This is a genomic window from Candidatus Erwinia haradaeae (assembly GCF_900698965.1).
Taxonomy (GTDB): Bacteria; Pseudomonadota; Gammaproteobacteria; order Enterobacterales; family Enterobacteriaceae; genus Erwinia_E; species Erwinia_E haradaeae_A.
This window is the reverse complement of the sequence record NZ_LR217725.1, coordinates 413,810-439,928: the sequence shown is the minus strand read 5'-3', so window position 1 is coordinate 439,928 and position 26,119 is coordinate 413,810. Positions and strand designations below refer to the sequence as shown.

Annotated in this window: 39 protein-coding genes; all 39 read right to left on the bottom strand. The window is 38.6% G+C overall.

The annotated features are described in order from the left end of the window. Positions 1-46: 46 nt before the first annotated feature. On the bottom strand, positions 47-1,486 hold the full coding sequence (hldE, locus tag CIPSTX3056_RS01425; protein WP_072666189.1) for a bifunctional D-glycero-beta-D-manno-heptose-7-phosphate kinase/D-glycero-beta-D-manno-heptose 1-phosphate adenylyltransferase HldE: 1,440 nt from the start codon (positions 1,484-1,486) through the stop codon (positions 47-49). 1,112 nt (positions 1,487-2,598) lie between these two features. Further along, complete coding sequence (locus CIPSTX3056_RS01420; protein ID WP_072666188.1) at positions 2,599-2,940, bottom strand: TusE/DsrC/DsvC family sulfur relay protein; 342 nt, start codon at positions 2,938-2,940, stop codon at positions 2,599-2,601. A 193-nt stretch (positions 2,941-3,133) separates the two neighbouring features. Continuing rightward, complete coding sequence (rplQ, locus tag CIPSTX3056_RS01415; protein WP_072666187.1) at positions 3,134-3,505, bottom strand: 50S ribosomal protein L17; 372 nt, start codon at positions 3,503-3,505, stop codon at positions 3,134-3,136. Positions 3,506-3,528: 23 nt separating this feature from the next. Then, the gene (locus CIPSTX3056_RS01410) at positions 3,529-4,530 is read right to left on the bottom strand and encodes a DNA-directed RNA polymerase subunit alpha (protein WP_072666186.1); all 1,002 of its coding nucleotides are present in this window, start codon (positions 4,528-4,530) and stop codon (positions 3,529-3,531) included. A 23-nt stretch (positions 4,531-4,553) separates the two neighbouring features. Further along, entirely contained in the window at positions 4,554-5,174 is a 621-nt protein-coding gene (gene rpsD / locus CIPSTX3056_RS01405; RefSeq protein WP_072666185.1) for a 30S ribosomal protein S4, read from the bottom strand. Between the two features lie 32 nt (positions 5,175-5,206). After that, positions 5,207-5,596, bottom strand: coding sequence for a 30S ribosomal protein S11 (rpsK, locus tag CIPSTX3056_RS01400; RefSeq protein ID WP_072666184.1), 390 nt, complete (start codon positions 5,594-5,596; stop codon positions 5,207-5,209). A 16-nt stretch (positions 5,597-5,612) separates the two neighbouring features. Beyond that, entirely contained in the window at positions 5,613-5,969 is a 357-nt protein-coding gene (rpsM, locus tag CIPSTX3056_RS01395) for a 30S ribosomal protein S13 (protein WP_072666183.1), read from the bottom strand. 143 nt (positions 5,970-6,112) lie between these two features. Further along, positions 6,113-6,229, bottom strand: coding sequence for a 50S ribosomal protein L36 (gene rpmJ, locus CIPSTX3056_RS01390; protein WP_072666182.1), 117 nt, complete (start codon positions 6,227-6,229; stop codon positions 6,113-6,115). Positions 6,230-6,238: 9 nt separating this feature from the next. Next, entirely contained in the window at positions 6,239-7,570 is a 1,332-nt protein-coding gene (gene secY / locus CIPSTX3056_RS01385; protein WP_072666181.1) for a preprotein translocase subunit SecY, read from the bottom strand. A gap of 7 nt (positions 7,571-7,577) precedes the next feature. Then, positions 7,578-8,012: a 50S ribosomal protein L15 gene (gene rplO, locus CIPSTX3056_RS01380; protein WP_072666180.1), complete on the bottom strand. Its 435-nt coding sequence runs from the start codon at positions 8,010-8,012 to the stop codon at positions 7,578-7,580. Continuing rightward, positions 8,013-8,198 (bottom strand): 50S ribosomal protein L30, encoded by a 186-nt coding sequence (gene rpmD, locus CIPSTX3056_RS01375; protein ID WP_072666179.1) that lies wholly within the window; start codon positions 8,196-8,198, stop codon positions 8,013-8,015. After that, a complete protein-coding gene (gene rpsE, locus CIPSTX3056_RS01370; protein ID WP_072666178.1) occupies positions 8,191-8,706 on the bottom strand; it encodes a 30S ribosomal protein S5 in 516 nt (171 codons plus the stop codon). Before rpsE ends, rpmD begins: the two co-directional genes overlap by 8 nt. 15 nt (positions 8,707-8,721) lie before the next feature. Continuing rightward, on the bottom strand, positions 8,722-9,075 hold the full coding sequence (rplR, locus tag CIPSTX3056_RS01365; protein ID WP_072666177.1) for a 50S ribosomal protein L18: 354 nt from the start codon (positions 9,073-9,075) through the stop codon (positions 8,722-8,724). Positions 9,076-9,084: 9 nt separating this feature from the next. Next, complete coding sequence (rplF, locus tag CIPSTX3056_RS01360) at positions 9,085-9,618, bottom strand: 50S ribosomal protein L6 (RefSeq protein ID WP_072666176.1); 534 nt, start codon at positions 9,616-9,618, stop codon at positions 9,085-9,087. A gap of 32 nt (positions 9,619-9,650) precedes the next feature. Further along, entirely contained in the window at positions 9,651-10,043 is a 393-nt protein-coding gene (rpsH, locus tag CIPSTX3056_RS01355) for a 30S ribosomal protein S8 (RefSeq protein ID WP_072666175.1), read from the bottom strand. Positions 10,044-10,072: 29 nt separating this feature from the next. Next, positions 10,073-10,378, bottom strand: coding sequence for a 30S ribosomal protein S14 (gene rpsN, locus CIPSTX3056_RS01350; protein ID WP_072666174.1), 306 nt, complete (start codon positions 10,376-10,378; stop codon positions 10,073-10,075). A 15-nt stretch (positions 10,379-10,393) separates the two neighbouring features. After that, the gene (rplE, locus tag CIPSTX3056_RS01345; RefSeq protein ID WP_072666173.1) at positions 10,394-10,933 is read right to left on the bottom strand and encodes a 50S ribosomal protein L5; all 540 of its coding nucleotides are present in this window, start codon (positions 10,931-10,933) and stop codon (positions 10,394-10,396) included. A gap of 4 nt (positions 10,934-10,937) precedes the next feature. Next, a complete protein-coding gene (gene rplX / locus CIPSTX3056_RS01340; RefSeq protein WP_072666172.1) occupies positions 10,938-11,261 on the bottom strand; it encodes a 50S ribosomal protein L24 in 324 nt (107 codons plus the stop codon). A 10-nt stretch (positions 11,262-11,271) separates the two neighbouring features. Further along, a complete protein-coding gene (rplN, locus tag CIPSTX3056_RS01335) occupies positions 11,272-11,643 on the bottom strand; it encodes a 50S ribosomal protein L14 (RefSeq protein ID WP_072666171.1) in 372 nt (123 codons plus the stop codon). Between the two features lie 176 nt (positions 11,644-11,819). After that, positions 11,820-12,074, bottom strand: coding sequence for a 30S ribosomal protein S17 (gene rpsQ / locus CIPSTX3056_RS01330; RefSeq protein WP_072666170.1), 255 nt, complete (start codon positions 12,072-12,074; stop codon positions 11,820-11,822). Next, positions 12,071-12,265 (bottom strand): 50S ribosomal protein L29, encoded by a 195-nt coding sequence (rpmC, locus tag CIPSTX3056_RS01325; protein WP_072666169.1) that lies wholly within the window; start codon positions 12,263-12,265, stop codon positions 12,071-12,073. Before rpmC ends, rpsQ begins: the two co-directional genes overlap by 4 nt. Continuing rightward, on the bottom strand, positions 12,265-12,675 hold the full coding sequence (rplP, locus tag CIPSTX3056_RS01320; protein WP_072666168.1) for a 50S ribosomal protein L16: 411 nt from the start codon (positions 12,673-12,675) through the stop codon (positions 12,265-12,267). The genes rpmC and rplP overlap by 1 nt, the downstream gene beginning before the upstream one ends. Positions 12,676-12,687: 12 nt before the next feature. Then, the gene (gene rpsC, locus CIPSTX3056_RS01315) at positions 12,688-13,386 is read right to left on the bottom strand and encodes a 30S ribosomal protein S3 (protein WP_072666167.1); all 699 of its coding nucleotides are present in this window, start codon (positions 13,384-13,386) and stop codon (positions 12,688-12,690) included. Positions 13,387-13,403: 17 nt separating this feature from the next. Continuing rightward, entirely contained in the window at positions 13,404-13,736 is a 333-nt protein-coding gene (gene rplV, locus CIPSTX3056_RS01310) for a 50S ribosomal protein L22 (protein WP_072666166.1), read from the bottom strand. A 16-nt stretch (positions 13,737-13,752) separates the two neighbouring features. Then, on the bottom strand, positions 13,753-14,031 hold the full coding sequence (gene rpsS, locus CIPSTX3056_RS01305; protein WP_072666165.1) for a 30S ribosomal protein S19: 279 nt from the start codon (positions 14,029-14,031) through the stop codon (positions 13,753-13,755). A gap of 15 nt (positions 14,032-14,046) precedes the next feature. Beyond that, a complete protein-coding gene (gene rplB, locus CIPSTX3056_RS01300) occupies positions 14,047-14,868 on the bottom strand; it encodes a 50S ribosomal protein L2 (RefSeq protein WP_072666164.1) in 822 nt (273 codons plus the stop codon). Positions 14,869-14,889: 21 nt separating this feature from the next. After that, positions 14,890-15,192 carry a 50S ribosomal protein L23 gene (gene rplW, locus CIPSTX3056_RS01295; RefSeq protein ID WP_072666163.1) on the bottom strand — a complete coding sequence of 101 codons (303 nt, stop codon included), beginning with the start codon at positions 15,190-15,192 and terminating at the stop codon, positions 14,890-14,892. Beyond that, the gene (rplD, locus tag CIPSTX3056_RS01290) at positions 15,189-15,794 is read right to left on the bottom strand and encodes a 50S ribosomal protein L4 (RefSeq protein ID WP_072666162.1); all 606 of its coding nucleotides are present in this window, start codon (positions 15,792-15,794) and stop codon (positions 15,189-15,191) included. Before rplD ends, rplW begins: the two co-directional genes overlap by 4 nt. A gap of 12 nt (positions 15,795-15,806) precedes the next feature. Next, the gene (gene rplC / locus CIPSTX3056_RS01285) at positions 15,807-16,442 is read right to left on the bottom strand and encodes a 50S ribosomal protein L3 (RefSeq protein ID WP_072666161.1); all 636 of its coding nucleotides are present in this window, start codon (positions 16,440-16,442) and stop codon (positions 15,807-15,809) included. A 28-nt stretch (positions 16,443-16,470) separates the two neighbouring features. Beyond that, on the bottom strand, positions 16,471-16,782 hold the full coding sequence (gene rpsJ / locus CIPSTX3056_RS01280) for a 30S ribosomal protein S10 (protein ID WP_072666160.1): 312 nt from the start codon (positions 16,780-16,782) through the stop codon (positions 16,471-16,473). A 334-nt stretch (positions 16,783-17,116) separates the two neighbouring features. Next, positions 17,117-18,301, bottom strand: a complete 1,185-nt coding sequence (gene tuf, locus CIPSTX3056_RS01275) for an elongation factor Tu (RefSeq protein ID WP_072666159.1) — start codon at positions 18,299-18,301, stop codon at positions 17,117-17,119. Between the two features lie 72 nt (positions 18,302-18,373). After that, positions 18,374-20,482, bottom strand: a complete 2,109-nt coding sequence (gene fusA, locus CIPSTX3056_RS01270; protein WP_072666158.1) for an elongation factor G — start codon at positions 20,480-20,482, stop codon at positions 18,374-18,376. 93 nt (positions 20,483-20,575) lie between these two features. Next, positions 20,576-21,046: a 30S ribosomal protein S7 gene (gene rpsG, locus CIPSTX3056_RS01265; RefSeq protein WP_072666520.1), complete on the bottom strand. Its 471-nt coding sequence runs from the start codon at positions 21,044-21,046 to the stop codon at positions 20,576-20,578. Between the two features lie 150 nt (positions 21,047-21,196). Beyond that, positions 21,197-21,571, bottom strand: a complete 375-nt coding sequence (gene rpsL / locus CIPSTX3056_RS01260) for a 30S ribosomal protein S12 (protein WP_072666157.1) — start codon at positions 21,569-21,571, stop codon at positions 21,197-21,199. A 123-nt stretch (positions 21,572-21,694) separates the two neighbouring features. Continuing rightward, entirely contained in the window at positions 21,695-21,982 is a 288-nt protein-coding gene (gene tusB / locus CIPSTX3056_RS01255; RefSeq protein WP_072666156.1) for a sulfurtransferase complex subunit TusB, read from the bottom strand. Positions 21,983-21,989: 7 nt separating this feature from the next. Continuing rightward, positions 21,990-22,352, bottom strand: a complete 363-nt coding sequence (tusC, locus tag CIPSTX3056_RS01250; RefSeq protein ID WP_072666155.1) for a sulfurtransferase complex subunit TusC — start codon at positions 22,350-22,352, stop codon at positions 21,990-21,992. Next, positions 22,352-22,738 (bottom strand): sulfurtransferase complex subunit TusD, encoded by a 387-nt coding sequence (tusD, locus tag CIPSTX3056_RS01245; RefSeq protein WP_072666154.1) that lies wholly within the window; start codon positions 22,736-22,738, stop codon positions 22,352-22,354. Before tusD ends, tusC begins: the two co-directional genes overlap by 1 nt. A gap of 954 nt (positions 22,739-23,692) precedes the next feature. Continuing rightward, positions 23,693-24,631, bottom strand: a complete 939-nt coding sequence (gene ribF, locus CIPSTX3056_RS01240) for a bifunctional riboflavin kinase/FAD synthetase (RefSeq protein ID WP_072666153.1) — start codon at positions 24,629-24,631, stop codon at positions 23,693-23,695. A 361-nt stretch (positions 24,632-24,992) separates the two neighbouring features. Then, complete coding sequence (locus CIPSTX3056_RS01235) at positions 24,993-25,595, bottom strand: peroxiredoxin C (RefSeq protein WP_072666152.1); 603 nt, start codon at positions 25,593-25,595, stop codon at positions 24,993-24,995. Positions 25,596-26,119: the final 524 nt, after the last annotated feature.

Here is a 26,119-nt window from a genome sequence, read left to right as displayed (position 1 = left end):
AAGATCATTACCAGTAATGCTTTTAAAAAAATCCAATTATCTATATTTAGATAGATAATGAAATTATTTTTTTAATGATATTGCTTGTACTGATACCTTCTTGAAAGTGTAGAATTCGCACATCCCCGCCATTGGCCAAAACTTCTTGACTACCCGCAATATCTTCAATGTTATGTTGGTAATCTCCTCCTTTAACTAAAATATCAGGTAGTATGTCTGTAATAATCTTCTGCGGAGTATCCTCTTCAAAACTAACCACCCAGTCTACCATTGCAAGAGCACTTAAGACATGCATGCGATTCATTAGTGAATTAACTGGTCGAGATACCCCCTTGAGACGACTAGTTGAAGCGTCACTATTCACTGCAACAATGAGTCGATCACCTAACTTTTTTGCACTAACAAGATAAGAAATATGCCCGGCATGTAAAATATCAAAAACACCATTAGTCATGACAATTGTTTCACCGCATTGCCTTGCTTTACTAACTGCAACAATCAACTGTGCTTTATGTACCACTCCACAATCTGTCTCTGATCTGGTTACCATTGCTTTTTTGAGCTCTTTTAGCGAAACCGTTGAGGTGCCAATTTTACCAACTACCACGCCTGCAGCTGCATTAGCAAGTATACAACTCTCTTCTAGAGTTCTACCAGCCGCTAAAGAACTTGCTATAACAGCAATAACCGTATCCCCAGCACCAGTCACATCAAAAACTTCCTGTGCTTGGGTGGGCATATAAAAAGGTGCTTTCTCAGGTTGCAATAAGGTCATCCCGTGCTCTGAACGAGTAATTAATAATGCAGAGATGGCATACTGTTTTAATAATGCCATGCCTCTTTTAATAATATCATTTTCGCTGGAGCATTGTCCAACTACTTCTTCAAATTCATGCAAGGTAGGCGTAAGAAGAGTGGCGCCACAATAACGGGAAAAATCTTTACCTTTGGGATCTACTAAAGTCAGAACATTTTTTTGACGCGCCAAACCGATGATATTTTGTACACTAGTCAGAGCCCCTTTGGCATAGTCAGATAAAATCATTACACTTACCTGGGGTAAAAACTGCCTAATTTGATTCTCAATAAGAGAATGATCAATGTTTTCTTTAGATTCTTCCTCAAAATCTATACGAATCAGTTGCTGATTACGTGAGAGTACACGTAATTTAATCATAGTGGGGCGTTCGGCAATAGAAACACAATGGCAATATACGTTGCTATTGGCTAGGGATTCCATCAACACTTGACCTTCATAATCCTCTCCAATTAAACCAATTAGATAAACCTTGGCGCCAAGTGTTGCGATATTAATAGCAACGTTAGCTGCACCACCGGGGAATTCTTTTACACTACTGACTTTAACTACTGGAACCGGTGCTTCAGGAGAAATTCGATAAGTTGGACCATACCAATAACGATCTAACATCACATCCCCCACGACTAAGATTTTTAAATCTTTAAAGTCAGGCAGGGTATTTTTCATTTCAACACTCCACGCTAGATTCAGATTGATTGTATTGTATAACAGAGTTAATGTTAGCGAACTAAATAGTTGCGACACAAGAGACGAAAATATAGCGATGGCCTATCAGTTATAGATACTATTAAGACTATAATCCATCAATAATCTACCCTTATGAAATAAACTTTAGGATAAAGTACAATACATAGAACTGCGATTAATGCATTAAGAACAAAAGTTAAAGATTTAGGTTAATGCTCCGCTCAATATATACTCAATATACCGAACAAAAGCCTAAGATACATAAGTCTACTAATGTTTGGTATTAACAAATAATGCATATATTCTATCAATGTAACATTCTTAAAAATACTGTCACAGTAGAGACGATGACAGTTTGAGACATATTAACAGAAAGATAATAGAATAAAATTCATAAAATGTTATCTATTTAAGAATGTATACTCATATATACGCCAGAGAAGTTTAGTCATTGCATCTTATTAAGACTATATGGATAAGCATATATTAGACTCATAAATGTTATAACGATATCACAATACTCTCTAAATATCAGCGGCCTGTATTTGTTTATCCAGTGATGATTCAAATTATTAATCTATACCTAGATTATTTAAATTCAGTTTCTTCTAGTCATGTGTTCAGCTAAAGTGTTAGATAATTTACTGAACCTTGTAGATTTTATGTTCCAGATCAATCTCAATAGATATACCTAATAACTATATGGTAAAACAGTTTTGCTTTTCTTCGTTTTGATTTTTATATCACTCTATTACGCATGAATTGTGTATTCATATAATGATCAATATAGTAAACACCTAGGCGACCCCATTATCATACGGTGTGCACAAAAGTAAAAAATGAGAAAGCAAAATTTTTAGCATGAGCATTCTATATACATTAATGCAGTGTATGAATATTAATTAATACAAAATATATCTGTAAGGACAAAGACTAGCTGACATTAATATTTACACCGATGTTTTTAAGGTTTGTTGTTTATTAAAGTAATAAAAATTATTAAATTTCTACACGCACTAAAATATACAACCATCTCCTGTTCTTTGTTAGAGAAATAATTATCTATTAGTAATGAGAAATGCAATGGATATTTATAGACACCTTACAGGTTTAGGTAGTCCAGCAATTTTAGTTGCTTGTTTTGCTGGACCTTTTGGAAATAACCGGAAAAGATAACGGCTATTTCCGTATTCTCTACCATACTGTTTTTTTATAGCTTGAACTAGCATACGCACTGTGGGAGAAACATTGAATTCTAAATAAAATCTATGTACAAAATAGATAATCTCCCAATGCGCAGTGCTAAGCTCAATTTTTTCCTCTCTTGCGAGTTCTTTTGCAAGATCCTCACTCCAATCGCCCAAGGATATTAAGTACCCCTGTTCGTCACGAGCGACTGAGATAGTAGTATTTGTTCGCTGACTACACTTCATTATGTAGACTCAACTGTTTGTATCAATAGTTATATTATTTACCTTTAAAGATAAAAATAACAATATATGCAATCTACCATTCCATATTATTTTCTGTCGTGCGATATAACTGATCAATCGACAGGATGGTTTTTCGCTATAGAGGAGAAAAACCATCCTAACACAAATCAGTTATCATAACGCACAGCATAATTCAGTCTTGATTTTTATGACGATCCATAAGTTCAATATACGCCATCGAGGCATTATCACCTAATCGAAAACCGCATTTTAAAATTCTTGTGTACCCGCCAGATCTATTTATAAAACGGGGGCCTAGCTTAGTAAATAATTTTGCAACCATCTCATTATTACGAATACGAGCAAATACTAAACGACGATTAGAGACACTATCAATTTTAGACAGTGTAATCAGGGGCTCAAGAATGCGGCGGAGCTCTTTTGCTTTTGGAACAGTTGTTTTAATAAACTCATGATGTATTAAAGAGATAGCGATATTTCGAAACATGGCCTTTCGATGGCTGCTGTTACGATTCAGTTGACGACCGATCTTGCGGTGTCTCATAACTTTTCCTTCTCAATAAGGGCTTAATTTATAATGAGGTTATTTATTAATAATTCTGGAGGCCAATTGTCTAATCGCATTCCTAAAGATAAATTACGGGTTGCTAGAACATCTTTAATTTCAGTCAGAGACTTTTTACCGAGATTAGGCGTCTTTAAAAGTTCCACCTCTGTACGCTGTACTAGATCACCAATATAGTGAATAGCTTCCGCTTTAAGACAATTGGCAGAACGAACAGTTAACTCTAGATCATCGACTGGACGTAATAAAATCGGCTCAAATTCTGGTTTTTCTTCTTTGGTTTCAGGATGGCTGACATCACGTAAATCAATGAAGGCTTCTAGTTGTTCTGATAAAATAGTAGCTGCTCGTCGGATTGCTTCTTCTGGATCAATAGTGCCATTTGTTTCAATTTCTATGACTAATTTATCTAAGTCAGTCCTCTGTTCTACACGTGCTGATTCAACATTATAGGCTATACGATCTACTGGGCTATAACAAGCGTCGACCAATAGTCGACCAAGTGTGCGCACATCTTCTTCGATCTTCACACGAGAAGAAGCAGGGATATAACCACGACCACGTTGTACTTTCATCCGAATACTAATACTAGCGTGCTCATGCGTTAAGTTGCAAATTAAATGTTTCAAATGAACGATTTTAACATCTTCGTGATGAGCAATATCCGCCGCAGTGACTGGACCAACGCCTGACTTACATAACGTAAGAATAACCTCATCTTTGTCATATATTATAATTGCTAGTTCTTTCAAATTCAGAAGAATTTCCAGAATATCTTCTTTAACACCCTCTTTTGTGCTATATTCATGCAATACACCGTCAATTTCGACCTCTGTCACCGCACAACCAGGCATTGATGATAATAAAATACGGCGCAGTGCGTTACCTAGTGTATGACCAAAACCACGCTCTAATGGTTCAAGGGTCACTTTAGCATGCGTTGAGCTAATTTGTTCAATATCTACTAGTCGCGGTTTTAAAAATTTAGTCACAGAACCCTGCATTATGTCCTCTCTTAAATACTACTTTACTTAGAGTAAAGTTCGACGATAAGGTGTTCATTGATATCTGCAGTAAGATCAGTACGTTCCGGAACATGTTTAAATACCCCTTCCATTTTTGTAACATCAACAGCTAACCACGTTGGTTGTTCACGCTGATTTGCTAGTTCTAATGCGGCTTTGACACGAGATTGTTTTTTGGCTTTATCTCGAATGCTAATAACATCGTTTAATGATACCTGATAAGAAGCAATATTTACTACTCGTCTGTTTACCATAATGGCTTTATGGCTAACTAACTGTCGCGCCTCAGAACGTGTAGCACCAAAACCCATACGATACACTACATTATCTAAACGACCTTCTAAGAGCGATAATAAATTATCGCCAGTATTACCTCGTAATCGAGCCGCTTCTTTATAATAATTGCGAAATTGGCGCTCTAGTATCCCATACATACGGCGAACTTTCTGTTTTTCACGTAATTGAATTCCGTAGTCTGATAGACGTTTTGTATGGGCTCCATGCTGACCAGGGGCTTGCTCTAAATTACATTTTGTGTCAATTGCGCGCACACCAGACTTGAGAAATAGGTCTGTGCCTTCGCGACGACTAATCTTTAGTGTCGGACCCAAATATCTTGCCATTTTCTTTCTCCAATCTTCCTTAAAAAGAAATGTTAAACTCGACGTTTCTTGGGTGGACGACAACCGTTATGTGGGATTGGGGTTACATCGGTAATATTTGTAATACGAAAACCAGCAGCATTGAGAGCGCGAATAGTTGATTCGCGACCCGGACCTGGTCCTTTAACCATTACCTCTAAATTTTTAATACCATAATCCTTTACAGATTCTGCACAGTGTTCTGCAGCAACTTGTGCAGCAAATGGCGTAGATTTACGAGAACCACGAAAACCAGACCCACCAGCTGTTGCCCAACCTAATGCATTACCCTGACGATCCGTGATGGTGACAATAGTATTGTTAAAGGAGGCATGAATATGAGCTACTCCATCAGAGAGTTGTTTTTTTACTCGCTTACGTGAACGAACCGGTACCTTAGTCATTATTTAATTATCCAGATTATTTCTTGATCGGTTTACGCGGACCCTTGCGCGTCCTAGCGTTAGTCTTTGTTCGTTGACCGTGAACTGGAAGACTGCGGCGATGACGCAATCCACGATAACACCCAAGATCCATAAGACGCTTAATGCTCATGGTGACTTCACGACGCAGATCACCTTCAACAACAAATTTTGCCACTGCATCACGAAGCATGTCAAGTTTCTCTTCGGGTAGATCTCTGATCTTAACATGTTCAGCAATACCCGTTGATCTGCAAATAAACTGTGAACGGTTTTTGCCAATACCAAATATCGCAGTTAATGCAATTACGGTATGTTTTTGATCAGGAATGTTAATCCCTGCTATACGGGCCACTATGCACTCCTATATCTTAAGAACTGGTGTCTCCTGGTGTTTCTTTTATCCAAAAGCCCATTTTAGAATACTTCTATTAGAACATATAGTCAATACACAAGTATTTAAATCGGTTTAATCCAATTACAACATATAAGCATTTCTTAACCTTGTCGCTGTTTATGTTTAGGCTCAGTACTACAAATTACGCGGACCACTCCATTACGACGAATAATCTTGCAATCACGACATAATTTTTTAACAGAAGCACATACTTTCATTTTTCCCCCTTAACGACTGTAACCTTTTAAGTTTGCTTTTTTTAATACAGATTCGTATCGACTAGACATTAACAATGTTTGTACTTGCGCCATAAAATCCATGATAACAACTACCACAATCAGCAAAGATGTGCCACCAAAATAAAATGGAACTTTCATTGCATGACGCAGAAACTCTGGAATGAGGCAAATCAATGTAATATATAAAGAACCAATTAATGTTAGTCGGGTCATAACCTTATGAATATACTTGCCGGTATGTTCTCCTGGACGAATCCCTAAAATAAATGCACCACATTTTTTTAAATTATCTGCTGTTTCACGTGGATTAAAAACTAACTCTGTATAAAAAAAAGAGAAAAAAACAATTGCTGTTGCATAGAGTAACACATAAAGTGGCTCTCCAGGCTGTAGGAAAATTGAAATTTTAGTCAACCAACCAGAACCAATACCACCACCAAACCATGATGTTAGCGTAGCAGGAAGTAAAATTAGGCTAGAAGCAAAGATAGCAGGAATAACCCCAGACATATTAACTTTTAAAGGTAAGTGTGTGTTATGTGCAGCATAAATTCTTCGACCTTGCTGACGTTGTGCGTAATGCACAGGGATTCGTCGTTGACCACGCTCAATAAATACAACAAATAAGGTGATAGAAAAGACTAGCGCTGCTAGTAATATTAAAAAAAGAACATGTAACTCACCTTCTCTGGCTTCTTCAAGAGTATGCCCAACTGCAGGTGGCAAACCAGCTACAATACCCGCAAAGATAATCATAGAAATACCATTACCCATTCCTCTCTCTGTAATTTGCTCACCTAACCACATAAGAAACATGGTTCCAGTTACTAGACTAATAACAGCAGTGACGCAGAATCCCAGCCCTGGATGCAATACCAGACCGTGCATTCCTGGCATATTTGGTAAACCTATAGCGATTCCGATGGACTGAAGTATGCCAAGCGCTAAAGTAGCGTAACGGGTATACTGGCTAATTTTTTGACGACCAACCTCTCCTTCCTTTTTTATTTCAGATAGCGTAGGGTTAACCATCGTTAATATCTGTACGATAATTGATGCGGATATATATGGCATTATCCCTAGAGCAAAGATAGAAGCGCGACTTAAGGAACCTCCAGAAAACATATTGAACATGTCAATAATAGTTCCACGCTGGTTCTCAAGTAGATTGGAAATAATAGTAACATCTATGCCTGGAATAGGAATAAAAGAACCAATACGAAAAATAGTCAGCGCACCGATAAGAAATATTAGTCTAATTTTTAGCTCACTAAAGCCACCTTTTGTGCTTTGAAAACCAAGTCGTGATTGCTTAACCATTGATTAGTTATGCCTCAATTTTTCCGCCAGCAGCAAGGATTAAAGAACGAGCACCTTGGGTTACACGTAACCCACGAATCGTTTTGGCTGTCTCAATACCACCAAAAAGTATCACTTTGACAAATTTAGTCTGCATACGAATTAAACGTGCTTCTTTTAAGGTATGGAGATCAATGATAGGATTTTTAATCCTATTTAAATCAGATAAGCGTACTTGTGCGGTAAACATAGCCTTACGAGAAATAAAACCAAATTTTGGTAGACGCCGGTACAAAGGTGTCTGACCCCCCTCAAATCCGCGATGTGCACCACTACCAGCACGAGATTTTTGTCCTTTATGACCCCGTCCAGCGGTTTTTCCAAAACCAGAGCCAATACCTCGTCCTAAACGTTTTGCGACATGTTTAGAACCTTCAGCAGGCGATAAAGTATTTAAATACACCTATAACCCCTCCCCGGATTTAATCATGTAAGACACGGCGCTCATCATACCTCGAATAGCTACTGTATCTTTACGATATACAGTATGACCAATTCGCCGCAGACCTAAACCAAGCAAAGTGGCCTTATGCTTAGGTAGGCAACCGATCGCGCTACGAGTTTGAGTAATTTTGATCATTTTAGCCATGCCGCATATCTCCAAGGATATTGTCAATAGATTTACCGCGTTTAGCAGCAACCATCTCTGGAGATCTCATTTTCATAAGACCATCTAAAGTAGCGCGAACCACATTGATAGGATTCGTTGAACCGTAAGCTTTAGCTAGCACATTATGAATACCGGCTACTTCTAGCACGGCGCGCATTGCGCCACCAGCAATAATACCAGTTCCTTCTGATGCTGGCTTCATAAATATACGCGACCCTGTATGAGAGCCTTTAACAGGATGTTGTAAAGTACCATGGCATAACGCAAAGTAATTCATATTTCGTCGAGCTTTTTCCATTGCTTTTTGAATAGCGGCTGGCACTTCACGTGCCTTACCGTAACCAAACCCCATACGTCCATTACCGTCTCCCACAACAGTTAGGGCTGTAAAAGAAAAAATACGGCCACCTTGAACAGTTTTAGAGACGCGATTTACAGAGATGAGCTTTTCCTGTAGTTCACCAGGTTGTTTTTCGATATGTGCCATCTTACACCTTATACCTTAGAACTGTAGACCAGCTTCGCGAGCGGCGTCTGCTAATGCCTGCACACGACCATGATATTGAAAACCAGAACGATCAAAAGCTACATGTGTGATGCCTTTTTCAATTGCACGTTCTGCAACCACTGTACCAACAGTGGTTGCAGCGTCCTTGTTTCCAGTGTATTTTAATTTTTTACTAATGATTTTTTCTACTGTAGAAGCAGCTACTAAAATTTCAGCACCATTAGGAGCAATAACCTGTGCGTAAATATGACGTGGAGTACGGTGCACTACTAGGCGAGTGGCACTGAGCTTTTTTAGCTGATAACGTGAGCGAGTTGCTCGTCGAAGACGAGAAGATTTTTTATCCATAGTCTTACCTTATTTCTTCTTGGCCTCTTTGCGACGCACAACTTCATGAGCATAACGAATCCCTTTACCCTTATAAGGTTCAGGAGGACGATAAGCACGTAGATCGGCGGCAACTTGACCAAGCAGCTGTTTATCAGCACTTTGTAGTGTAATATCAGTTTGAGTGATACATGTAGCCGTAATGCCTTCTGGAAGCACATGATCGATAGAATGAGATAGGCCTAGCGATAAGTTTAAGCGATTCCCTTTTAGGGAAGCACGATAACCTATGCCAACGAGCTGTAGTTTTTTAGTAAAACCTTGGGTCACACCTATGACCATCGCGTACACTAGAGCACGAGCAGTGCCTGCTTGAGTCCAACCACCAGTAAAACCTGTCCGTGGCAGAAAAATCAGAGTGTTTTCAACTTTTTCTACTAATACAGCTTTATTTAACGTGTGTATTAACTCATCGTTTTTACCTGTAATAGTAATCACCTGACCGTCAAGTTTTACCTGTACATGGATCGGAATACTAACAGGTGCTTTAGCAACACGAGACATTTTTCCAGTCCCTCCAATTAAGCTACGCGCAGTTACGCTATGTAGCAGACAATTTCACCACCGAGACCTGATTGACGAGCCGAACGATCTGTCATCACACCCTTAGAGGTAGAGACTACGGAAATACCTAGTCCAGCCATAACCTTTGGTAATTCGTGTTTTCGTTTGTAGACTCTTAATCCTGGACGACTCACACGCTGAATACTTTCAATAACAGACTTTCCTTGAAAATACTTTAAAGTTAACTCTAGCTCTATCTTGATATCTCGTATTATAGAATATGTTAAAATATATCCTTCCTCTTTTAGAAGAACAGCAATAGCTAATTTTAATTTAGAAGAAGGCATTTTAACTGAAATTTTATTCGCTGCCTGAGCGTTACGGATACGAGTTAACATATCTGCAATTGGATCCTGCATACTCATCTGTTTTACTCCTAGTATATAGCTAGTCTTTACCAGCTAGCCTTTTTTAAACCAGGTACCTCACCGCGCATGGCGGCCTCACGCAATTTGATGCGACTTAAACCAAATTTACTAACGTAACCATGTGGTCGACCAGTCTGACGACAGCGATTACGCTGACGAGAAGGGCTGGAATCACGAGGTATATTTTGTAATTTTAACATGGCATTCCAACGCTCTTCCGTAGATGCATTGACACTAGAAATAACATCTTTTAGTGTTTTACGTTGAGAGCGATATTTTTTGGCCATTTTTACGCGAACAACTTCGCGTGCTTTTAATGCTTTTTTAGCCATAAGAGCGCCCCTTAATTACTTGCGAAATGGAAAATTAAATGCAGATAAGAGCGCCTCCCCTTCAGTATCAGATTGTGCCGTAGTAGTAATACTGATATCCATCCCACGAATTCGATCAATTTGATCATAATTGATCTCTGGAAAAATAATCTGCTCGCGTACACCTATACTGTAATTGCCATGTCCGTCGAAAGATTTGGTAGATAAGCCTCTAAAATCACGAATACGTGGAACAGCAATAGAAATAAGACGCTCTAAGAATTCCCACATACGTTCGCCACGTAGAGTTACTTTGCACCCAATCGGATAACCCTCACGAATTTTAAAACTTGCTATAGACTTACGTGCTTTAGTAATCAGAGGTTTTTGACCAGATATGGCCGCCAAGTTAGATACTGCGTGATCTAATATTTTTTTGTCCGAACTTTCTTGACCTACACCCATATTTAGAGTAATTTTTTCAATTCGTGGTACACGCATGACAGAGTGATACCCAAAGTCAGTCATAAGTTTTTTCACTATTTCTTTTTTATACACAGCATATAATCTTGCCATTGAACTACTCCATATTACTTATGGTCTTACTGTTAGATTTAAAGAATCGGACTTTTTTTCCTCCCTCAAATCTAAAGCCTACTCGATCGGCTTTACCAGTGTCTGAGTTAAAAAGTGCAACATTAGATATCTGTATTGCCGCTTCTTTTTTCACAATCCCACCTGGGTGATTAAGAGCTGGAATTGGTTTTTGATGTTTAATAACTAAATTAATACCCTCAACAAGGATTTTTCCACAAACTAACACATGCTTTACTTTACCGCGCTTGCCTTTATCTTTGCCAGATAACACAATTACTTCATCATTACGCCGGATCTTAGCGGCCATTTTTGGTTCCTTAAAGCACCTCTGGTGCTAAAGAGATAATCTTCATGAATTTTTCACTTCGTAATTCACGAGTTACGGGTCCAAAAATTCGCGTCCCAACTGGTTGCTCACTGTGATTATTTAATATCACACATGCATTTCCGTCGAATCGAATGATAGAACCGTCTGGGCGACGCACACCTTTTTTGGTACGCACAACTACTGCTTTAAGAACGTCACCTTTCTTAACTTTACCACGAGGGATAGCTTCCTTGATGGTAATTTTAATGATATCGCCTATACCCGCATAACGTCGGTGTGAACCACCCAGAACCTTGATACACATTACACGACGCGCGCCAGAGTTATCGGCAACGTGCAACATAGTCTGTTCTTGGATCATTTTAGTACTCCGCTAGTTTTAGTTACATATTTGAATACCTACACTGACTTAGATTTGATTAATCTTTCTATCAAAATAGAAATAGTATAGCACTGCTTCTATTGTTATAGATAGAAATAATAAACGGCTCGCTGTCGGAGCCGTTTCTCTTAAAATATGAGGTGTGTGGCATCCTATTATATAATTGTTTTCTCTATAACACGAACGAGAGTCCACGACTTGGTTTTGGATAACGGACGACACTCACGGATACTTACAACATCGCCAATCTCGCATTCATTGTGCTCATCATGCACATGTAATTTAGTCGTACGCTTTATAAATTTACCATATATCGGGTGCTTTACAAACCGCTCAATAACCACGACAATTGATTTTTCCATTTTATTGCTAATTACTCTACCTTGCAATGTACGAATTTTGTCAGTCATGATACTTTAGCCTTGTGAGTCAGCACAGTCTTAACGCGTGCAATATCGCGACGAACCTGCTTAAAAACATGAGTTTGTTTAAACTGACCGGATCCTGATTGCATACGTAAATTGAACTGTTTACGTAAAAGGATCACAAGTTGGATATGAAGATCTTCAATGCTTTTTTCACATAGATCTATAGCTTTCATTACATCACCGTTTTAGTTACAAAGGTGGTTTTAATGGATAGTTTTGATGCTGCTAATTTAAACGCTTCACGGGCAAGCTCTTCTGAAACACCGTTCATTTCATATAAGATCTTACCTGGTTGAATTAAGGCTACCCAATATTCCACATTACCTTTACCCTTACCCATACGCACTTCTAGTGGCTTTTCAGTAATTGGCTTATCTGGGAAAATACGGATCCAGATTTTTCCCTGACGCTTCATAGCACGAGTCATGGCGCGGCGTGCTGCTTCGATCTGGCGGGCAGTTAAACGACCACGATCAACAGCTTTAAGACCAAAGACACCGAAGCTAATATCCGTACCTTGCGCTAAACCACGATTTCGGCCTTTCTGCATCTTGCGGAATTTTGTACGCCTTGGTTGTAACATCAGCGATTCTCCTTACTTGCGGTTTTTACGCTGTTTCTTTTTAGGCGGAGCAGATTGTTCCGGTTGTTCAATCGCAGTCATACCACCTAGGATCTCCCCTTTAAAGATCCATACCTTGACCCCAATAACACCATACGTAGTATGAGCCTCAGAGGTATTATAGTCAATATCTGCTCGTAGAGTATGCAATGGTACGCGACCCTCGCGATACCATTCAGTACGTGCAATTTCCGCACCGCCCAGGCGACCACTGACCTTGACCTTTATTCCTTTGGCACCTAAACGCATTGCATTCTGTACGGCTCGTTTCATAGCACGACGGAATATTACACGACGCTCTAATTGTGCTGCGATATTGTCAGACACTAACTTAGCATCTAGTTCTGGCTTACGAACTTCAGAAATATTAATCTGTGCGGGAACACCAGAAATATTTGCGATAACTTGACGAAGTTTTTCTACATCTTCGCCTTTTTTTCCTATAACTATACCCGGACGGGCAGTATGAATTGTTACGCGAATGCTTTTAGTAGGTCTCTCAATTACAACACGAGAAACTGATGCTTTAATTAGTTCTTTCATGAGGAATTGACGAACTTTAAAGTCGCTGTCTAAGTTATCAGCAAATTCTTTGGTATTAGCGAACCAAGTAGAGTTCCAGGACTTTACGATACCCAATCGCATACCATGAGGATGTACTTTTTGACCCATTTCTACTCTCCAGAGTCTTATCGATCGGATACGGCCAAAGTAATATGACTAGCTCGCTTTAAGATGCGATCAGCACGACCTTTTGCACGAGGCATAATGCGTTTCATACTGGGGCCTTCGTTAATAAATATTTTCGTAATCATTAAGTTATCGATATCGGCGCCCTCGTTATGCTCAGCATTAGCAATAGCAGATTCTAAAACTTTTTTGACTAAAATCGCTGCTTTCTTATTTGTGTAGGTTAAAAGGTCTAAAGCTTTTGACACTTTTTTTCCTCGTATAATATCAGCAACTAAGCGAATCTTTTGTGCAGAAGATCGAGCATATCGTTGTTGTGCAATAATTTCCATCTTTGATCCTCCTGTTTTAGCGTTTCTTGACTTTTTTATCAGCAGTGTGGCCGCGATAGGTGCGCGTAGGAGAAAACTCACCTAATTTGTGACCAACCATATCATCAGACACAAATACAGGAATATGTTGGCGACCATTATGAATCGCAATGGTTAAACCGATCATTTTTGGAAAGATTGTCGAACGACGTGACCAAGTGCGCACAGGCTTTCTTTCTCCGGTTACTAAAGCTTTTTCTACCTTCTTTAGTAAGTGTAGGTCAATAAATGGACCCTTCTTAAGAGAACGCGGCATGGCTTATCCTTTAAATTATTTGCTACGGCGACGCACGATAAATTTATCAGTACGTTTATTTCTTCTAGTTTTTTTACCCTTAGTTTGTAAACCCCAAGGAGAGACTGGATGCTTACCAAAGTTACGCCCTTCACCACCACCGTGCGGATGATCTACGGGATTCATGGCTGTACCACGAACAGTTGGGCGAATACCTCGCCACCGCGCTGCGCCGGATTTACCTAGTACACGCAGCATGTGCTCAGCATTGCCAACTTCACCTAAAGTGGCACGACAGTCTAGCGCCACTTTGCGCATTTCACCAGAACGCAAGCGTAATGTAACACAAGAACCTTCACGTGCAACGATTTGTACATAAGACCCCGCTGATCGTGCAATTTGCCCACCTTTCCCTGGTTTCATTTCTACATTATGTACAGTAGACCCAACTGGAATATAGCGCATAGGTAATGTGTTACCAATTTTAATCATAGCTCCAATACCAGATTGTATTTGATCGCCAGATGTCACCCCTTTAGGGGCTAAAATATAACGACGTACACCATCTTTATACAGTACTAACGCAATGTTAGAGGATCGATTTGGATCATACTCAAGACGCTCAACAACTGCTGGAATCCCATCTTTATTCCGTTTAAAATCAATTACACGGTACGCCTGCTTATGCCCGCCACCAATATGTCGAGTGGTAATTCTACCAGTATTATTACGACCACCAGTTTTATTGTGTTTCCTGACAAGAGGAGCAAATGGTTTTCCTTTATGTAGATCCGAGTTGATTACCTTAACCATATGACGACGACCAGGAGATGTCGGTTTACATTGCACAATTGTCATTATTATTTCGTTACTCCTTCTTTACTCAGTTCTGCCAACCAAGGCTATATCTTGACCTGATTTTATAGTAATATAAGCCTTTTTCCAGTTTTTACGATGACCTACACGCTGTTTGTGACGCTTGGTTTTACCTTTTACTAATAATGTATTTACACATTCCACTTCCACTGAAAAAATCTTCTGTATAGCCGATTTAATTTCTAATTTACTAGAATCTATAGAGACCTTCAGAACAATAGTATTGTGCTTTTCCATTGAAGAAGAAGCTTTTTCAGAAACATGAGGACTGCGCAGGATTTTTAGTAAACGTTCTTCCCAGTTCATATAAGCGTCTCCTCAAGCTGCTTCATGGCATCAACAGTAATTATCACTTTTTTATAAGAGAGCAAGCCAATTGGGTTAATACCCGCTGTGTTACATACCTGAACTGAATATAAGTTACGTGAAGCAAGAAGTAAATTCGCATCTATAGAACAAACGACGATTAGTGCATTATCTAGATGCATCTCTTGGAGCTTGTCTAGAAGAAGCCTAGTTTTAGGTTCTGGGATTGAAAATTGTGTAACAATAAATAGACGATCTTTACGTATAAGCTCAGAGAAGATGCTTTTCATTGCACCACGATACATCTTTTTGTTAATTTTTTGACTATAATCTTTAGATTTAGCAGCAAAAGTTATACCGCCAGAGCGCCAAATCGGACTTTTCACGGAACCAGCACGTGCACGACCTGTACCTTTCTGGCGCCATGGTTTTTTACCTGACCCAGTCACCTCAGCTCGAGTCTTTTGAGCACGAGTACCCTGACGCGAACCTGCTGCGTATGCAACAACTACCTGGTGCACTAACGCTTCGTTAAAATGACGATTAAAGGTAGTATCAGAAACAGTTAGCACCCCTTGTGCATCTTTTAATACTAATTCCATTTCTATACCTCTTTACCCCTTTACAGCTGGTTTAATGATTAAATTACTGCCAGTGGCACCAGGAACTGCTCCTTTCACTAGAAGCAAATTTCGATCAATATCAATACGCATGACTTTTAAACTCTGGATGGTTACACGTTGATTTCCCATATGGCCTGCCATTTTTTTACCTTTGAATACTTTTCCTGGAGTCTGATTTTGCCCTATAGAACCCGGAACACGATGAGACAGTGAATTACCATGTGTTGCATCCTGAGTCCGAAAGTTCCAGCGCTTAACGGTACCAGTAAAGCCTCTGCCTTTAGAAAAACCAGAGACATCAACTTTTTTTAAACCAGAATTAGAGAAAATCTGAATATTAATACTCTGTCCTATGTGAAATGATTCTGCCTCAGAAGTTTTAAACTCCCATAAACCCCGTCCAGCTAAAATACCAGATTTAGCAAAATGACCCGCTTGAGGCTTAGTAATACGGTTTCTTTTTTTTATGCCGGTAGTCACTTGAATAGCAGCATAACCATCTTTTTCAAGTGTTTTCACTTGAGTTATACGATTTTCTTCTAACTGAATTACAGTAATAGGTATAGACAGGCCCTCTTCTGTAAAGATGCGGGTCATACCAATTTTTTTACCAACTAAACCAATCATTTGACCCTCTCCCTGCTGAATATGCAGTCTAACCTAGACTAATCTGCACATCTACACCGGCAGCTAGATCTAGTCTCATCAATGCATCTACTGTTTTTTCAGTAGGCTCGACGATATCAACTAAACGCTTATGCGTACGAATTTCATATTGATCTCTCGCATCTTTATTAACATGAGGGGAGATCAGAACAGTAAAACGCTCTTTACGTGTTGGTAATGGAATAGGACCATGCACCTGCGCGCCGGTTCTTTTAGCAGTCTCTACGATCTCCAAGGTAGATCGATCGATTAAACGATGATCAAAAGCTTTTAGACGGATACGAATTCTTTGGTTCTGCATGATACCAGAACTCCAATTATTTATAAAAAACTACTATGACTAATCTGTTTACGATTAGTATGCGCGTATTATAATTTTAATTATATAAAATACGAGTTACGAGTGATATGTGTCAGTAGTGATGTCTTGCTTGTAATGAAATCCTTTAGTACTAAAAAACATGTCTTATTAGTACTGATATACTATATCATGTATATACACAAAGCAACTGCAATGTTTTTGTCTATATATTTAATATCATTGAATCATTACGGAATCCAACTTAGGGATAAGCAGATTACATTTACTCTCTAAGCGTCTCTGATGACAATCACAGCTAATAGGAATCATAAATTCAACAAATCACTTTAGAAACAATACCGGCTCCAACAGTACGACCTCCTTCTCGGATAGCAAAACGTAATCCTTCATCCATAGCGATTGGGTGAATAAGGGTCACTGTCATCTTGATATTATCGCCTGGCATAACCATTTCAACGCCGGCTGGCAGATCTATAGTACCTGTTACGTCAGTTGTCCGAAAATAAAACTGTGGTCGATAACCTTGAAAAAATGGAGTATGGCGTCCGCCTTCTTCTTTAGATAAGATATAAACTTCTGATTCAAATTGAGTATGAGGCTTAATGGTTCCAGGCTTAGCTAAAACCTGACCTCTTTGGATGTCTTCTCTCTTAATACCCCTCAACAAAATACCGCAATTTTCTCCTGCGCGTCCCTCATCTAAAAGCTTACGAAACATTTCAACACCAGTACAAATTGATTTTACAGTATCTTTAATACCAACAATCTCTACTTCATCACCAACTTTAATCACCCCACGCTCTACACGACCAGTTACTACTGTACCACGACCAGAAATGGAAAAGACATCTTCAATCGGCAGCAAAAAGTCTTGATCAATCGCACGCTGAGGTTGGGGAATATAATTATCTAAATGATTAGCTAATTCGATAATTTTCGCTTCCCATGTAGCATCGCCCTCTAAGGCTTTTAACGCAGAGCCATAAACAATTGGGGTCAGATCACCAGGGAAGTCATACTGTGACAAGAGATCCCGAACTTCCATTTCTACAAGCTCTAATAATTCCTCATCATCAACCATATCACATTTGTTAAGAAAAACAATAATATATGGCACTCCTACTTGACGACCGAGCAAAATATGTTCACGAGTTTGAGGCATTGGGCCATCAGTTGCCGCAACCACTAAAATTGCTCCATCCATTTGGGCAGCACCAGTAATCATATTCTTAATATAGTCAGCGTGCCCGGGGCAATCAACATGTGCATAATGTCTTTTTGTGGTATCATATTCTACATGTGAAGTATTGATGGTAATACCCCGTGCTTTTTCTTCTGGTGCGTTATCTATCTGATCAAATGCACGCGCAGTACCGCCATACCTTTTAGCTAATACAGTTGTAATGGCTGCAGTTAAGGTGGTTTTACCATGATCAACATGACCAATCGTGCCAACATTGACATGCGGTTTAGAGCGTTCAAATTTTTCTTTAGCCACAACAATATTCCTTACTTTCTGTACCCTCACAATACTGAGTGGAGGATAATTCCATAATATAAACCCGGCACTTTATTTGCCACGGGCTTCGATAACAGCTTGAGCGACATAATTTGGGGCTTCATAATACTTTAGAAACTCCATGGAGTACGAAGCACGACCTTGAGTTTGTGAGCGTAGGTCAGTTGCATAACCAAACATTACAGATAAGGGCACCTGAGCGCGAATAGTCTTACCGGTGGTAGTGTCTTCCATACCTTCAATAAGTCCTCGTCGACGATTGAGATCACCAATGACATCGCCCATATATTCTACGGGAGTTTCTACCTCAACTCTCATTATCGGTTCCAGTAGAACAGGTTTAGCTTGATTAAATGCAGATTTAAAAGCTAAAGAGGCAGCTAGTTTAAAAGCTAGCTCAGAAGAATCGACGTCATGATATGAGCCATAATGCAGGCGCACCTTAATATTTACTACTGGGTATCCAGCCAATGGACCAGATTTTAGTTGTTCCTGAATCCCCTTATCAACAGCGGGGATAAATTCTTTAGGGATGGAGCCACCAACAATATCATTGACAAACTCATAACCAAGACCGCCCTCTTCTAACGGCCCCATGTCAATTACGACATGAGCAAATTGACCGCGACCACCTGACTGCTTAATATATTTACTTTCAATATTCGTTACTGTTTGACGAATAGTTTCACGATAGGCTACTTGAGGTTTACCAATGTTAGCTGACACATTAAATTCACGCTTCATCCGATCAACTAATATCTCTAAATGCAACTCACCCATACCAGCAATAATAGTCTGAGATGACTCTTCGTCCGTCCAAACACGAAATGAAGGGTCTTCTTTTGCTAAACGACCTAGAGCTATGCCCATTTTTTCCTGATCAGCTTTAGTTTTTGGCTCTACTGCTACAGAGATCACTGGATCGGGAAACTCCATACGCTCTAGAATAATAACATTATTTATGTCACATAAAGTATCGCCGGTTGTAACATCTTTTAGACCGATAGCAGCAGCAATATCGCCCGCATATACTTCTTTTACTTCTTCACGCTTATTGGCGTGCATTTGGACAATGCGACCCAAACGTTCACGCTGTAATTTCACCGGATTCATAACCGTATCACCGGATCTAACAAAACCGGAATATACACGAAAAAAAGTTAAATTACCTACAAATGGATCTGTAGCGATTTTAAAAGCTAGTGCCGAAAATGGCTCATTATCATCCGAGTCACGCGCTACTGACGTGCCTCTGCCGTCATCTAAAACACCCCTTATCGCGGGCACATTAGTTGGCGCTGGAAGATATTCAATCACAGCATCTAGCATCGCCTGAACACCTTTGTTTTTAAAAGCTGAACCGCATGTTACTAGAATTACTTCATTATTAATCACACGCTGACGGAGGGCATCCTTGATTTCTTTTTCAGTCAATTTTTGACCGCTCAGATATTTATCCATCAGTTCTTCAGAAGCTTCCGCTGCAGACTCCAGTAAGTTTTGGTGCCACTCTTCAGCTAATGCTTGCATATCAGAAGGAATGCTCTCATATGTAAAAGTCACGCCCTGGTCAGCATCATTCCACTGAATAGCTTTCATTTTTACCAAATCAATAACACCAGTAAATGTTTCTTCTGAACCAATAGCTAACTGAATAGGAACTGGGTTTGCTGCAAGCCGTACTTTAATTTGATTAACAACTTTTAAAAAATTCGCCCCCATACGATCCATTTTATTAATAAATGCGATACGTGGCACGATATATTTATTAGCTTGACGCCAAACAGTTTCCGATTGTGGCTGAACACCTCCGACCGCACAATAAATCATCACTGCACCATCTAAAACGCGCATGGAGCGCTCTACCTCAATAGTAAAGTCTACATGCCCTGGAGTATCAATGATGTTAATACGATGAGATGAGAACTGATTAGCCATGCCAGACCAAAAAGCAGTTGTAGCTGCAGAGGTGATAGTAATACCGCGTTCCTGCTCCTGTTCCATCCAATCCATAGTGGCTGCACCGTCATGAACTTCACCAATTTTATGGTTCACACCAGTGTAGAACAAAATACGTTCAGTAGTTGTCGTTTTACCTGCATCAATGTGTGCGCTAATACCGATATTACGATAACACGTTATAGGTGTATGACGAGCCATATTATTCCTCTGAGTCTCGGGTGTTCTTTTCAATGCAGTCAGAAAATTAGATATTTATGCAATACTCTATATTGATCACTGATGATATGATTGTTACCAACGATAATGAGCAAATGCCTTATTAGCATCGGCCATGCGATGAACGTCTTCACGTTTTTTTACTGCAGTGCCTTTATTTTCTGCAGCATCGGCTAGTTCATTCGCTAAACGTAGCGCCATAGATTTATCACTGCGTTTGCGAGCCGCCTCTACGATCCAACGCATTGCAAGTGCATTCCGACGTACTGGGCGCACTTCAACAGGTACCTGGTATGTAGACCCGCCAACACGCCTAGATTTAACCTCTACAATAGGGCGAACATGATCTAGGGCATCTTCAAATATTTCTAATCCCTGTCTTCCAGAACGTTGGATCACAGTCTCTATCGCACGATAGACGATAGTTTCAGCAATAGATTTTTTACCATCAACCATAAGAATGTTGACAAACTTAGCTAGCAGCTCAGATCCAAATTTTGGATCTGGTAAAATTTTACGCTGACCTATAATGCGACGACGTGGCATAAGATGCTCCATTATTCATTCATAATACTTAAAAACTCTTAGGTTCTTTTAAACTGTCGTTCTTTAAAACTGTCTTTTAAGACTGTATGCGTAATATTTTCACATGATAGTAATTAAAATGTAGATTTACTGAAGTGTCACCAGGAACGATTAAGATTTTGGCTTTTTTACACCATACTTAGAACGTGCCTGCTTACAATCTTTAACACCAGAGCAATCTAGTGAGCCACGCACGGTATGATACCGTACACCTGGTAAATCTTTTACACGGCCACCACGAATTAAGATAACAGAGTGCTCTTGCAGATTATGACCTTCCCCTCCAATATAAGACGTAACTTCAAACCCGTTAGTTAAACGCACGCGACATACCTTACGCAAAGCTGAATTTGGTTTTTTAGGGGTTGTAGTGTAAACTCGAGTACATACACCACGTTTTTGAGGGCATCTCTCTAACGCAGGTACATTGCTCTTTACAACTTTTCGTACGCGTGGTTTTCTCACTAACTGGTTAACTGTTGCCATAACTCACTCCTGGATTTTTCTATGCCAGCAGTTATTCCGTGTGACTGGCAAAATAATACTAATTTAAAATTTTAAACGTAATGGTATCAAAAGTCAAGAAATAACAAAAGCACCAAATATCACTTACCACGATATTTGCTGAGCATGTTGTATTTTTAGCTCTATAAACCCATCATAACTAATAACTTGTGCTTGCGGTGAAATATATATCAGCAGACCGCGAGCGATTAGATCCTCTTTTAAAATATATAAGCTGATCATTATGTTTAAAAGCCCTTTAAGAGTTTCAGCCCCCTGAATTGCAGAAAGCACCCCGTCCTCTAATAACAAGACATCATCCCCTGCTGACATTAGGCGTAAAATTGCTGGAAAATCACAATAAAAGGGTGATCGAGAGATAGTATGTAACATAATAATCCTAGAAAGTAATCACTTTATTATAGTGATTTAATATATTGCGTAGATCTTTTGGAGGTAATACTTGTACTTTAATGACAAACTGGTTCTTAGGGAGTATACCACGCGCCTCTAGCGCTGCCTCACAAACATAAAATTGTGTTATATCATATAGTAAAGGAAGAGCAGCGAATGTAACACTGTAATTTCGTGCTAAAATGCAATCGCTCTGTTGTCCTGCCAATAATTGCAACACACCATCACTAACAAAAAATAAGCCAATTTTTTTACTTAGTGTTAATGTCGCTAGGACTGCATCAAGACCTTCACGTCCTGCACTAGAACCATGCGGGCACTGTGTAAAAATAAAAGCAATATCACACATTAAAATTTTACGACTCGATCAGAGGTGAGAACTGATGCTGCTAATGAGACTAAACCAGTAAATCGAAAACCTATAGCTAGATTAGCCGCCCCTAAATCCAGCGCCAATGATTCTTTTTGATTACATATTCCACGTCGTAATGCTGCAGAAATACAGATATTAAGTATGACTCCATGTTTCTGGTGTAATTTTTGCCAAAAGTGAGTTAAGTTAACTTCATCGCTAGCGGGAGCATGCAATGCATTAGCATTCATAACACCTTCACAATAAAAAAAAATACTATCAAGAGTATGATTATTAGCTATAATTGCGTTAGCAAATAGCCACGCACTGCTAGCACTTTGAGTACCATAGGCTGGCCCTGTAACTATCAGGCAAAAACGCATGATGAATCCTTTATAGAGATATATATACTTATATGCATATATAAGTATATATATATTATGTATGTATAAAATACTTCAGGTTGATCAAACTAATTTTTTGAGATCTGAAATAAATCTACATATGTACTGTGTATCTAAAACATAGCATTAGTAATGCTTTTCTACTCGTACCTATGAGAATAGATTCTTAACATTTACTAAATTGTATCTGACGATGCAATATCGATTTACTAAATTATATCCTAAGTTTTAATATTGAAAAACATTGAAAACTCTTTTTAAAAGCTATATAGCAATTTAAAGACACTATATAATAAGCATACACCAGGCAGAATGGGGATAGATCTGTATCTTATTTCGCGATATATGATATGTAGTATTTACATATTTTAAATATTTTTTATTTTATTTAAGCTCTACCAAGCTATCGCACAATATCCAGCTCTATAATATTAAGTTCTAGTTAATTATAAATTATATCTAGCTATCTTTATAAGTTTTGTATGATGAAATCTTTTTATGATTATCCTTGCTCATAGCACTTGCTCATAGCATATGATTGCTAATCAGCAAAATACTATAATTTTTATTATGATTTGTATTTGATAACAATAGTTGTACGCTATTTTAGATCTAAAGATAGACAAGGTTGATGGAATGCACCCTATAAGATTGTAGGATTGTATGACAAATCAGAGCCAATAGGATTTAGATTGTATCTAATAAAAAAATTACTTTCTATGCATTCAACAAGATTTGTACTATGAGTAGTAGTATCGTCACAATTCATAATATCAATATAGAAATATATATATGTCTGATATGTCTGCTAAACTTGAATTAATCTTACTACGATATATCTCATCTTTTCTTTAGGTCATTAGGTCATTAGGTCATTAGGATATTAGGATATTAATCCTAACTGTTATAACAATTTTTTATACGTAACTACAATCAATTCACACTATTTTGATCAAAAAAATTTCTAGCAACTATTACGTCATCTTGAATTTGCTCTTTTAACGCAGCCAGAGAATTAAAACGCTTTTCATCTCTTATTTTATAAAGAAAAATTACCTCAATGTACTGACCATAAAGATCAATAAACCTATCTAATACATGTACTTCTAGTTGTTTATGTGATCGCGCTAATGTTGGGCGCATGCCAATATTTGCCACACCATGTAAAACTTGATTATCCAGTTGCTTGACATATACGATGTACACTCCTGTGATCGGTGTTGCAGTACGAAGTAATGGTACATTCGCAGTGGGAAAGCCGAGCATATGACCAATCGAATCTCCGCGCACCACTCTACCACAAATACTAAATGGGCGCCCTAACAACGTTGTAGCTAAGGGTAAGTTATTTGTGGCTAATGCCTGACGTATCGCTGTGCTGCTTATACGTTTTTTGTTATCCAATAACGTTTTGGCACCAAGAATCTCAAAACCATAGCGTATAGCGGCATGCTGCAATAAAAAAAAATCACCACTTCGTCCTGACCCAAAGCGAAAATCATCCCCTATTGCTAATAATGTTACACCTAACCTATTGATTAGTAGATCGGTAATAAAATTTTGCGCACTTTGTAAGGCGAAATGACGACTAAAACGAGCGCATAATACTGAATGTACTCCAGCGTTTTTCAAATAACACAACTTTTCATGCAATCTAGTCAAACGGGGCGGTGCTGATTCTAAGGAAAATCTTTCTAGTGGGTGAGGCTCAAACAACATAACCATTATTGGAGTATTGCGTTGACGCCCTTTTTTGCACAGTTGCGCCAGTAATGACTGATGCCCCCGATGTACACCATCAAAGTTACCAATAGTTAATGCACAGCCGCGATCTCCTGCCCTTAGATTATGTATACCACGTATTAACCGCATAATTATCTCAAATGATGCAGCAAAAAGAGAATGATAATGTTGTAGAAACCTACAAGTCTCTCTTCTCTTGCTAGCTTTAACAGGATATAGTGTGTCACTATTTGGTCTTTTTAGGTACCATAAAATTTCAATCAATTCAAAAACTCAGGTCTATCCATCCAAGACATACAGCCTGAGATTCATCTCAGGCTAGTAACGTCTGAGGTTGCATGATGTATGTAGAAAGTGGTCATTTATAAACACCAAGAATTAGCAATACAAATATTCCTATCCTAACGCTGTACCCAAAGGATTAACTGTTCTATCAGAAACAATAATCCTTGCATTAATAACAATTATTATTGTTAGCATTATGCAGTCATTATAATTGATCGATATTCTTGGATAAATATTGAGAAACCCCAGCAGGTGACGCTATGATGCCATCTTTACCTTTTTGCCATTGCGCAGGGCATACCTCTCCATGCTGCTCATGAAACTGCAGTGCATCAACCATACGTAACATTTCATCAATATTACGACCTAATGGTAGATCATTGACTACTTGATGCCGAACTATACCAGTCTGATCAATCAAAAAAGAAGCACGTAACGCTACACCAACTTGAGGATGTTCAATACCCCAAGCTTTTTGGATTTCACGTTTGATATCAGCGACCATAACATATTGAATATCACCAACTCCGCCATGATTAATCGGTGTTTTACGCCATGCCTTGTGTACAAATTGTGAATCAGAAGATACCCCAATAATTTCTACACCGCGTTTCTGAAACTCTAAATACCTTCTATCGAACGCAATAAGCTCAGATGGGCATACAAAAGTAAAATCCATTGGCCAAAAGAAAAGTACACTTATTTTTCCATTAATATACTCTATAAAGTTAAATTTCTCTATGATATTACCGTCTCCCAAAACAGCAGACGCAGTAAAATCAGGGGCTGGATGCGTTACTAAAACCATAATAAACTCCTAAAAAACTTCTGATAACTCAGAGGTAAAATATTTAATTAACAGCAGAAATTACCTTACGAATTGTATCCATACCACGTAGTATATATTATACGCGTCATCAGTTTAAATTTAAAGTATAAACCATATTCTACTTATTGTAGACTACACTTCAATTCCTATTCAATGTATAGTATTTAATGTTTAATGGAGTAACTTTAAAGTGGTTATTCCAATCATCTTGGATATTTCTGTATGACCACACTACTCTAACATAGAGCTGTAGATAACAACTACGAAAAATAATGTGATATATTTTTCTCAAGAACACTAATGAGCTTCTACTAAAACCTTCACATTGCAATCAAATCCAGCATGTCTAGCGCAACATCAAAAAATACAATATCAAAAGATAATTGAAGTCACGTGGGCACTGCATAATATAGAATAAATGCTCAGATTCGAATCTGATAGAGAATACATTCTAATATGACTAGATATACCATAAGTTTAACATTAAAAAGATCTTTTTGAAT

Bases quoted from the DNA above. Each gene is read 5' to 3' on its own strand.
- hldE (WP_072666189.1), bottom strand. From the start codon at position 1,486: ATGAAAAATACCCTGCCTGACTTTAAAGATTTAAAAATCTTAGTCGTG.
- CIPSTX3056_RS01420 (WP_072666188.1), bottom strand. From the start codon at position 2,940: ATGAAGTGTAGTCAGCGAACAAATACTACTATCTCAGTCGCTCGTGAC.
- rplQ (WP_072666187.1), bottom strand. From the start codon at position 3,505: ATGAGACACCGCAAGATCGGTCGTCAACTGAATCGTAACAGCAGCCAT.
- CIPSTX3056_RS01410 (WP_072666186.1), bottom strand. From the start codon at position 4,530: ATGCAGGGTTCTGTGACTAAATTTTTAAAACCGCGACTAGTAGATATT.
- rpsD (WP_072666185.1), bottom strand. From the start codon at position 5,174: ATGGCAAGATATTTGGGTCCGACACTAAAGATTAGTCGTCGCGAAGGC.
- rpsK (WP_072666184.1), bottom strand. From the start codon at position 5,596: ATGACTAAGGTACCGGTTCGTTCACGTAAGCGAGTAAAAAAACAACTC.
- rpmJ (WP_072666182.1), bottom strand. From the start codon at position 6,229: ATGAAAGTATGTGCTTCTGTTAAAAAATTATGTCGTGATTGCAAGATT.
- secY (WP_072666181.1), bottom strand. From the start codon at position 7,570: ATGGTTAAGCAATCACGACTTGGTTTTCAAAGCACAAAAGGTGGCTTT.
- rpmD (WP_072666179.1), bottom strand. From the start codon at position 8,198: ATGGCTAAAATGATCAAAATTACTCAAACTCGTAGCGCGATCGGTTGC.
- rpsE (WP_072666178.1), bottom strand. From the start codon at position 8,706: ATGGCACATATCGAAAAACAACCTGGTGAACTACAGGAAAAGCTCATC.
- rplR (WP_072666177.1), bottom strand. From the start codon at position 9,075: ATGGATAAAAAATCTTCTCGTCTTCGACGAGCAACTCGCTCACGTTAT.
- rplF (WP_072666176.1), bottom strand. From the start codon at position 9,618: ATGTCTCGTGTTGCTAAAGCACCTGTTAGTATTCCGATCCATGTACAG.
- rpsH (WP_072666175.1), bottom strand. From the start codon at position 10,043: ATGAGTATGCAGGATCCAATTGCAGATATGTTAACTCGTATCCGTAAC.
- rpsN (WP_072666174.1), bottom strand. From the start codon at position 10,378: ATGGCTAAAAAAGCATTAAAAGCACGCGAAGTTGTTCGCGTAAAAATG.
- rplE (WP_072666173.1), bottom strand. From the start codon at position 10,933: ATGGCAAGATTATATGCTGTGTATAAAAAAGAAATAGTGAAAAAACTT.
- rplX (WP_072666172.1), bottom strand. From the start codon at position 11,261: ATGGCCGCTAAGATCCGGCGTAATGATGAAGTAATTGTGTTATCTGGC.
- rplN (WP_072666171.1), bottom strand. From the start codon at position 11,643: ATGATCCAAGAACAGACTATGTTGCACGTTGCCGATAACTCTGGCGCG.
- rpsQ (WP_072666170.1), bottom strand. From the start codon at position 12,074: ATGACTGACAAAATTCGTACATTGCAAGGTAGAGTAATTAGCAATAAA.
- rpmC (WP_072666169.1), bottom strand. From the start codon at position 12,265: ATGAAAGCTATAGATCTATGTGAAAAAAGCATTGAAGATCTTCATATC.
- rplP (WP_072666168.1), bottom strand. From the start codon at position 12,675: ATGTTACAACCAAGGCGTACAAAATTCCGCAAGATGCAGAAAGGCCGA.
- rpsC (WP_072666167.1), bottom strand. From the start codon at position 13,386: ATGGGTCAAAAAGTACATCCTCATGGTATGCGATTGGGTATCGTAAAG.
- rplV (WP_072666166.1), bottom strand. From the start codon at position 13,736: ATGGAAATTATTGCACAACAACGATATGCTCGATCTTCTGCACAAAAG.
- rpsS (WP_072666165.1), bottom strand. From the start codon at position 14,031: ATGCCGCGTTCTCTTAAGAAGGGTCCATTTATTGACCTACACTTACTA.
- rplB (WP_072666164.1), bottom strand. From the start codon at position 14,868: ATGACAATTGTGCAATGTAAACCGACATCTCCTGGTCGTCGTCATATG.
- rplW (WP_072666163.1), bottom strand. From the start codon at position 15,192: ATGAACTGGGAAGAACGTTTACTAAAAATCCTGCGCAGTCCTCATGTT.
- rplD (WP_072666162.1), bottom strand. From the start codon at position 15,794: ATGGAATTAGTATTAAAAGATGCACAAGGGGTGCTAACTGTTTCTGAT.
- rplC (WP_072666161.1), bottom strand. From the start codon at position 16,442: ATGATTGGTTTAGTTGGTAAAAAAATTGGTATGACCCGCATCTTTACA.
- rpsJ (WP_072666160.1), bottom strand. From the start codon at position 16,782: ATGCAGAACCAAAGAATTCGTATCCGTCTAAAAGCTTTTGATCATCGT.
- fusA (WP_072666158.1), bottom strand. From the start codon at position 20,482: ATGGCTCGTCATACACCTATAACGTGTTATCGTAATATCGGTATTAGC.
- rpsG (WP_072666520.1), bottom strand. From the start codon at position 21,046: ATGCCACGTCGTCGCATTATAGGTCAGCGTAAAATTTTACCAGATCCA.
- rpsL (WP_072666157.1), bottom strand. From the start codon at position 21,571: ATGGCAACAGTTAACCAGTTAGTGAGAAAACCACGCGTACGAAAAGTT.
- tusB (WP_072666156.1), bottom strand. From the start codon at position 21,982: ATGTTACATACTATCTCTCGATCACCCTTTTATTGTGATTTTCCAGCA.
- tusC (WP_072666155.1), bottom strand. From the start codon at position 22,352: ATGTGTGATATTGCTTTTATTTTTACACAGTGCCCGCATGGTTCTAGT.
- tusD (WP_072666154.1), bottom strand. From the start codon at position 22,738: ATGCGTTTTTGCCTGATAGTTACAGGGCCAGCCTATGGTACTCAAAGT.
- ribF (WP_072666153.1), bottom strand. From the start codon at position 24,631: ATGCGGTTAATACGTGGTATACATAATCTAAGGGCAGGAGATCGCGGC.
- CIPSTX3056_RS01235 (WP_072666152.1), bottom strand. From the start codon at position 25,595: ATGGTTTTAGTAACGCATCCAGCCCCTGATTTTACTGCGTCTGCTGTT.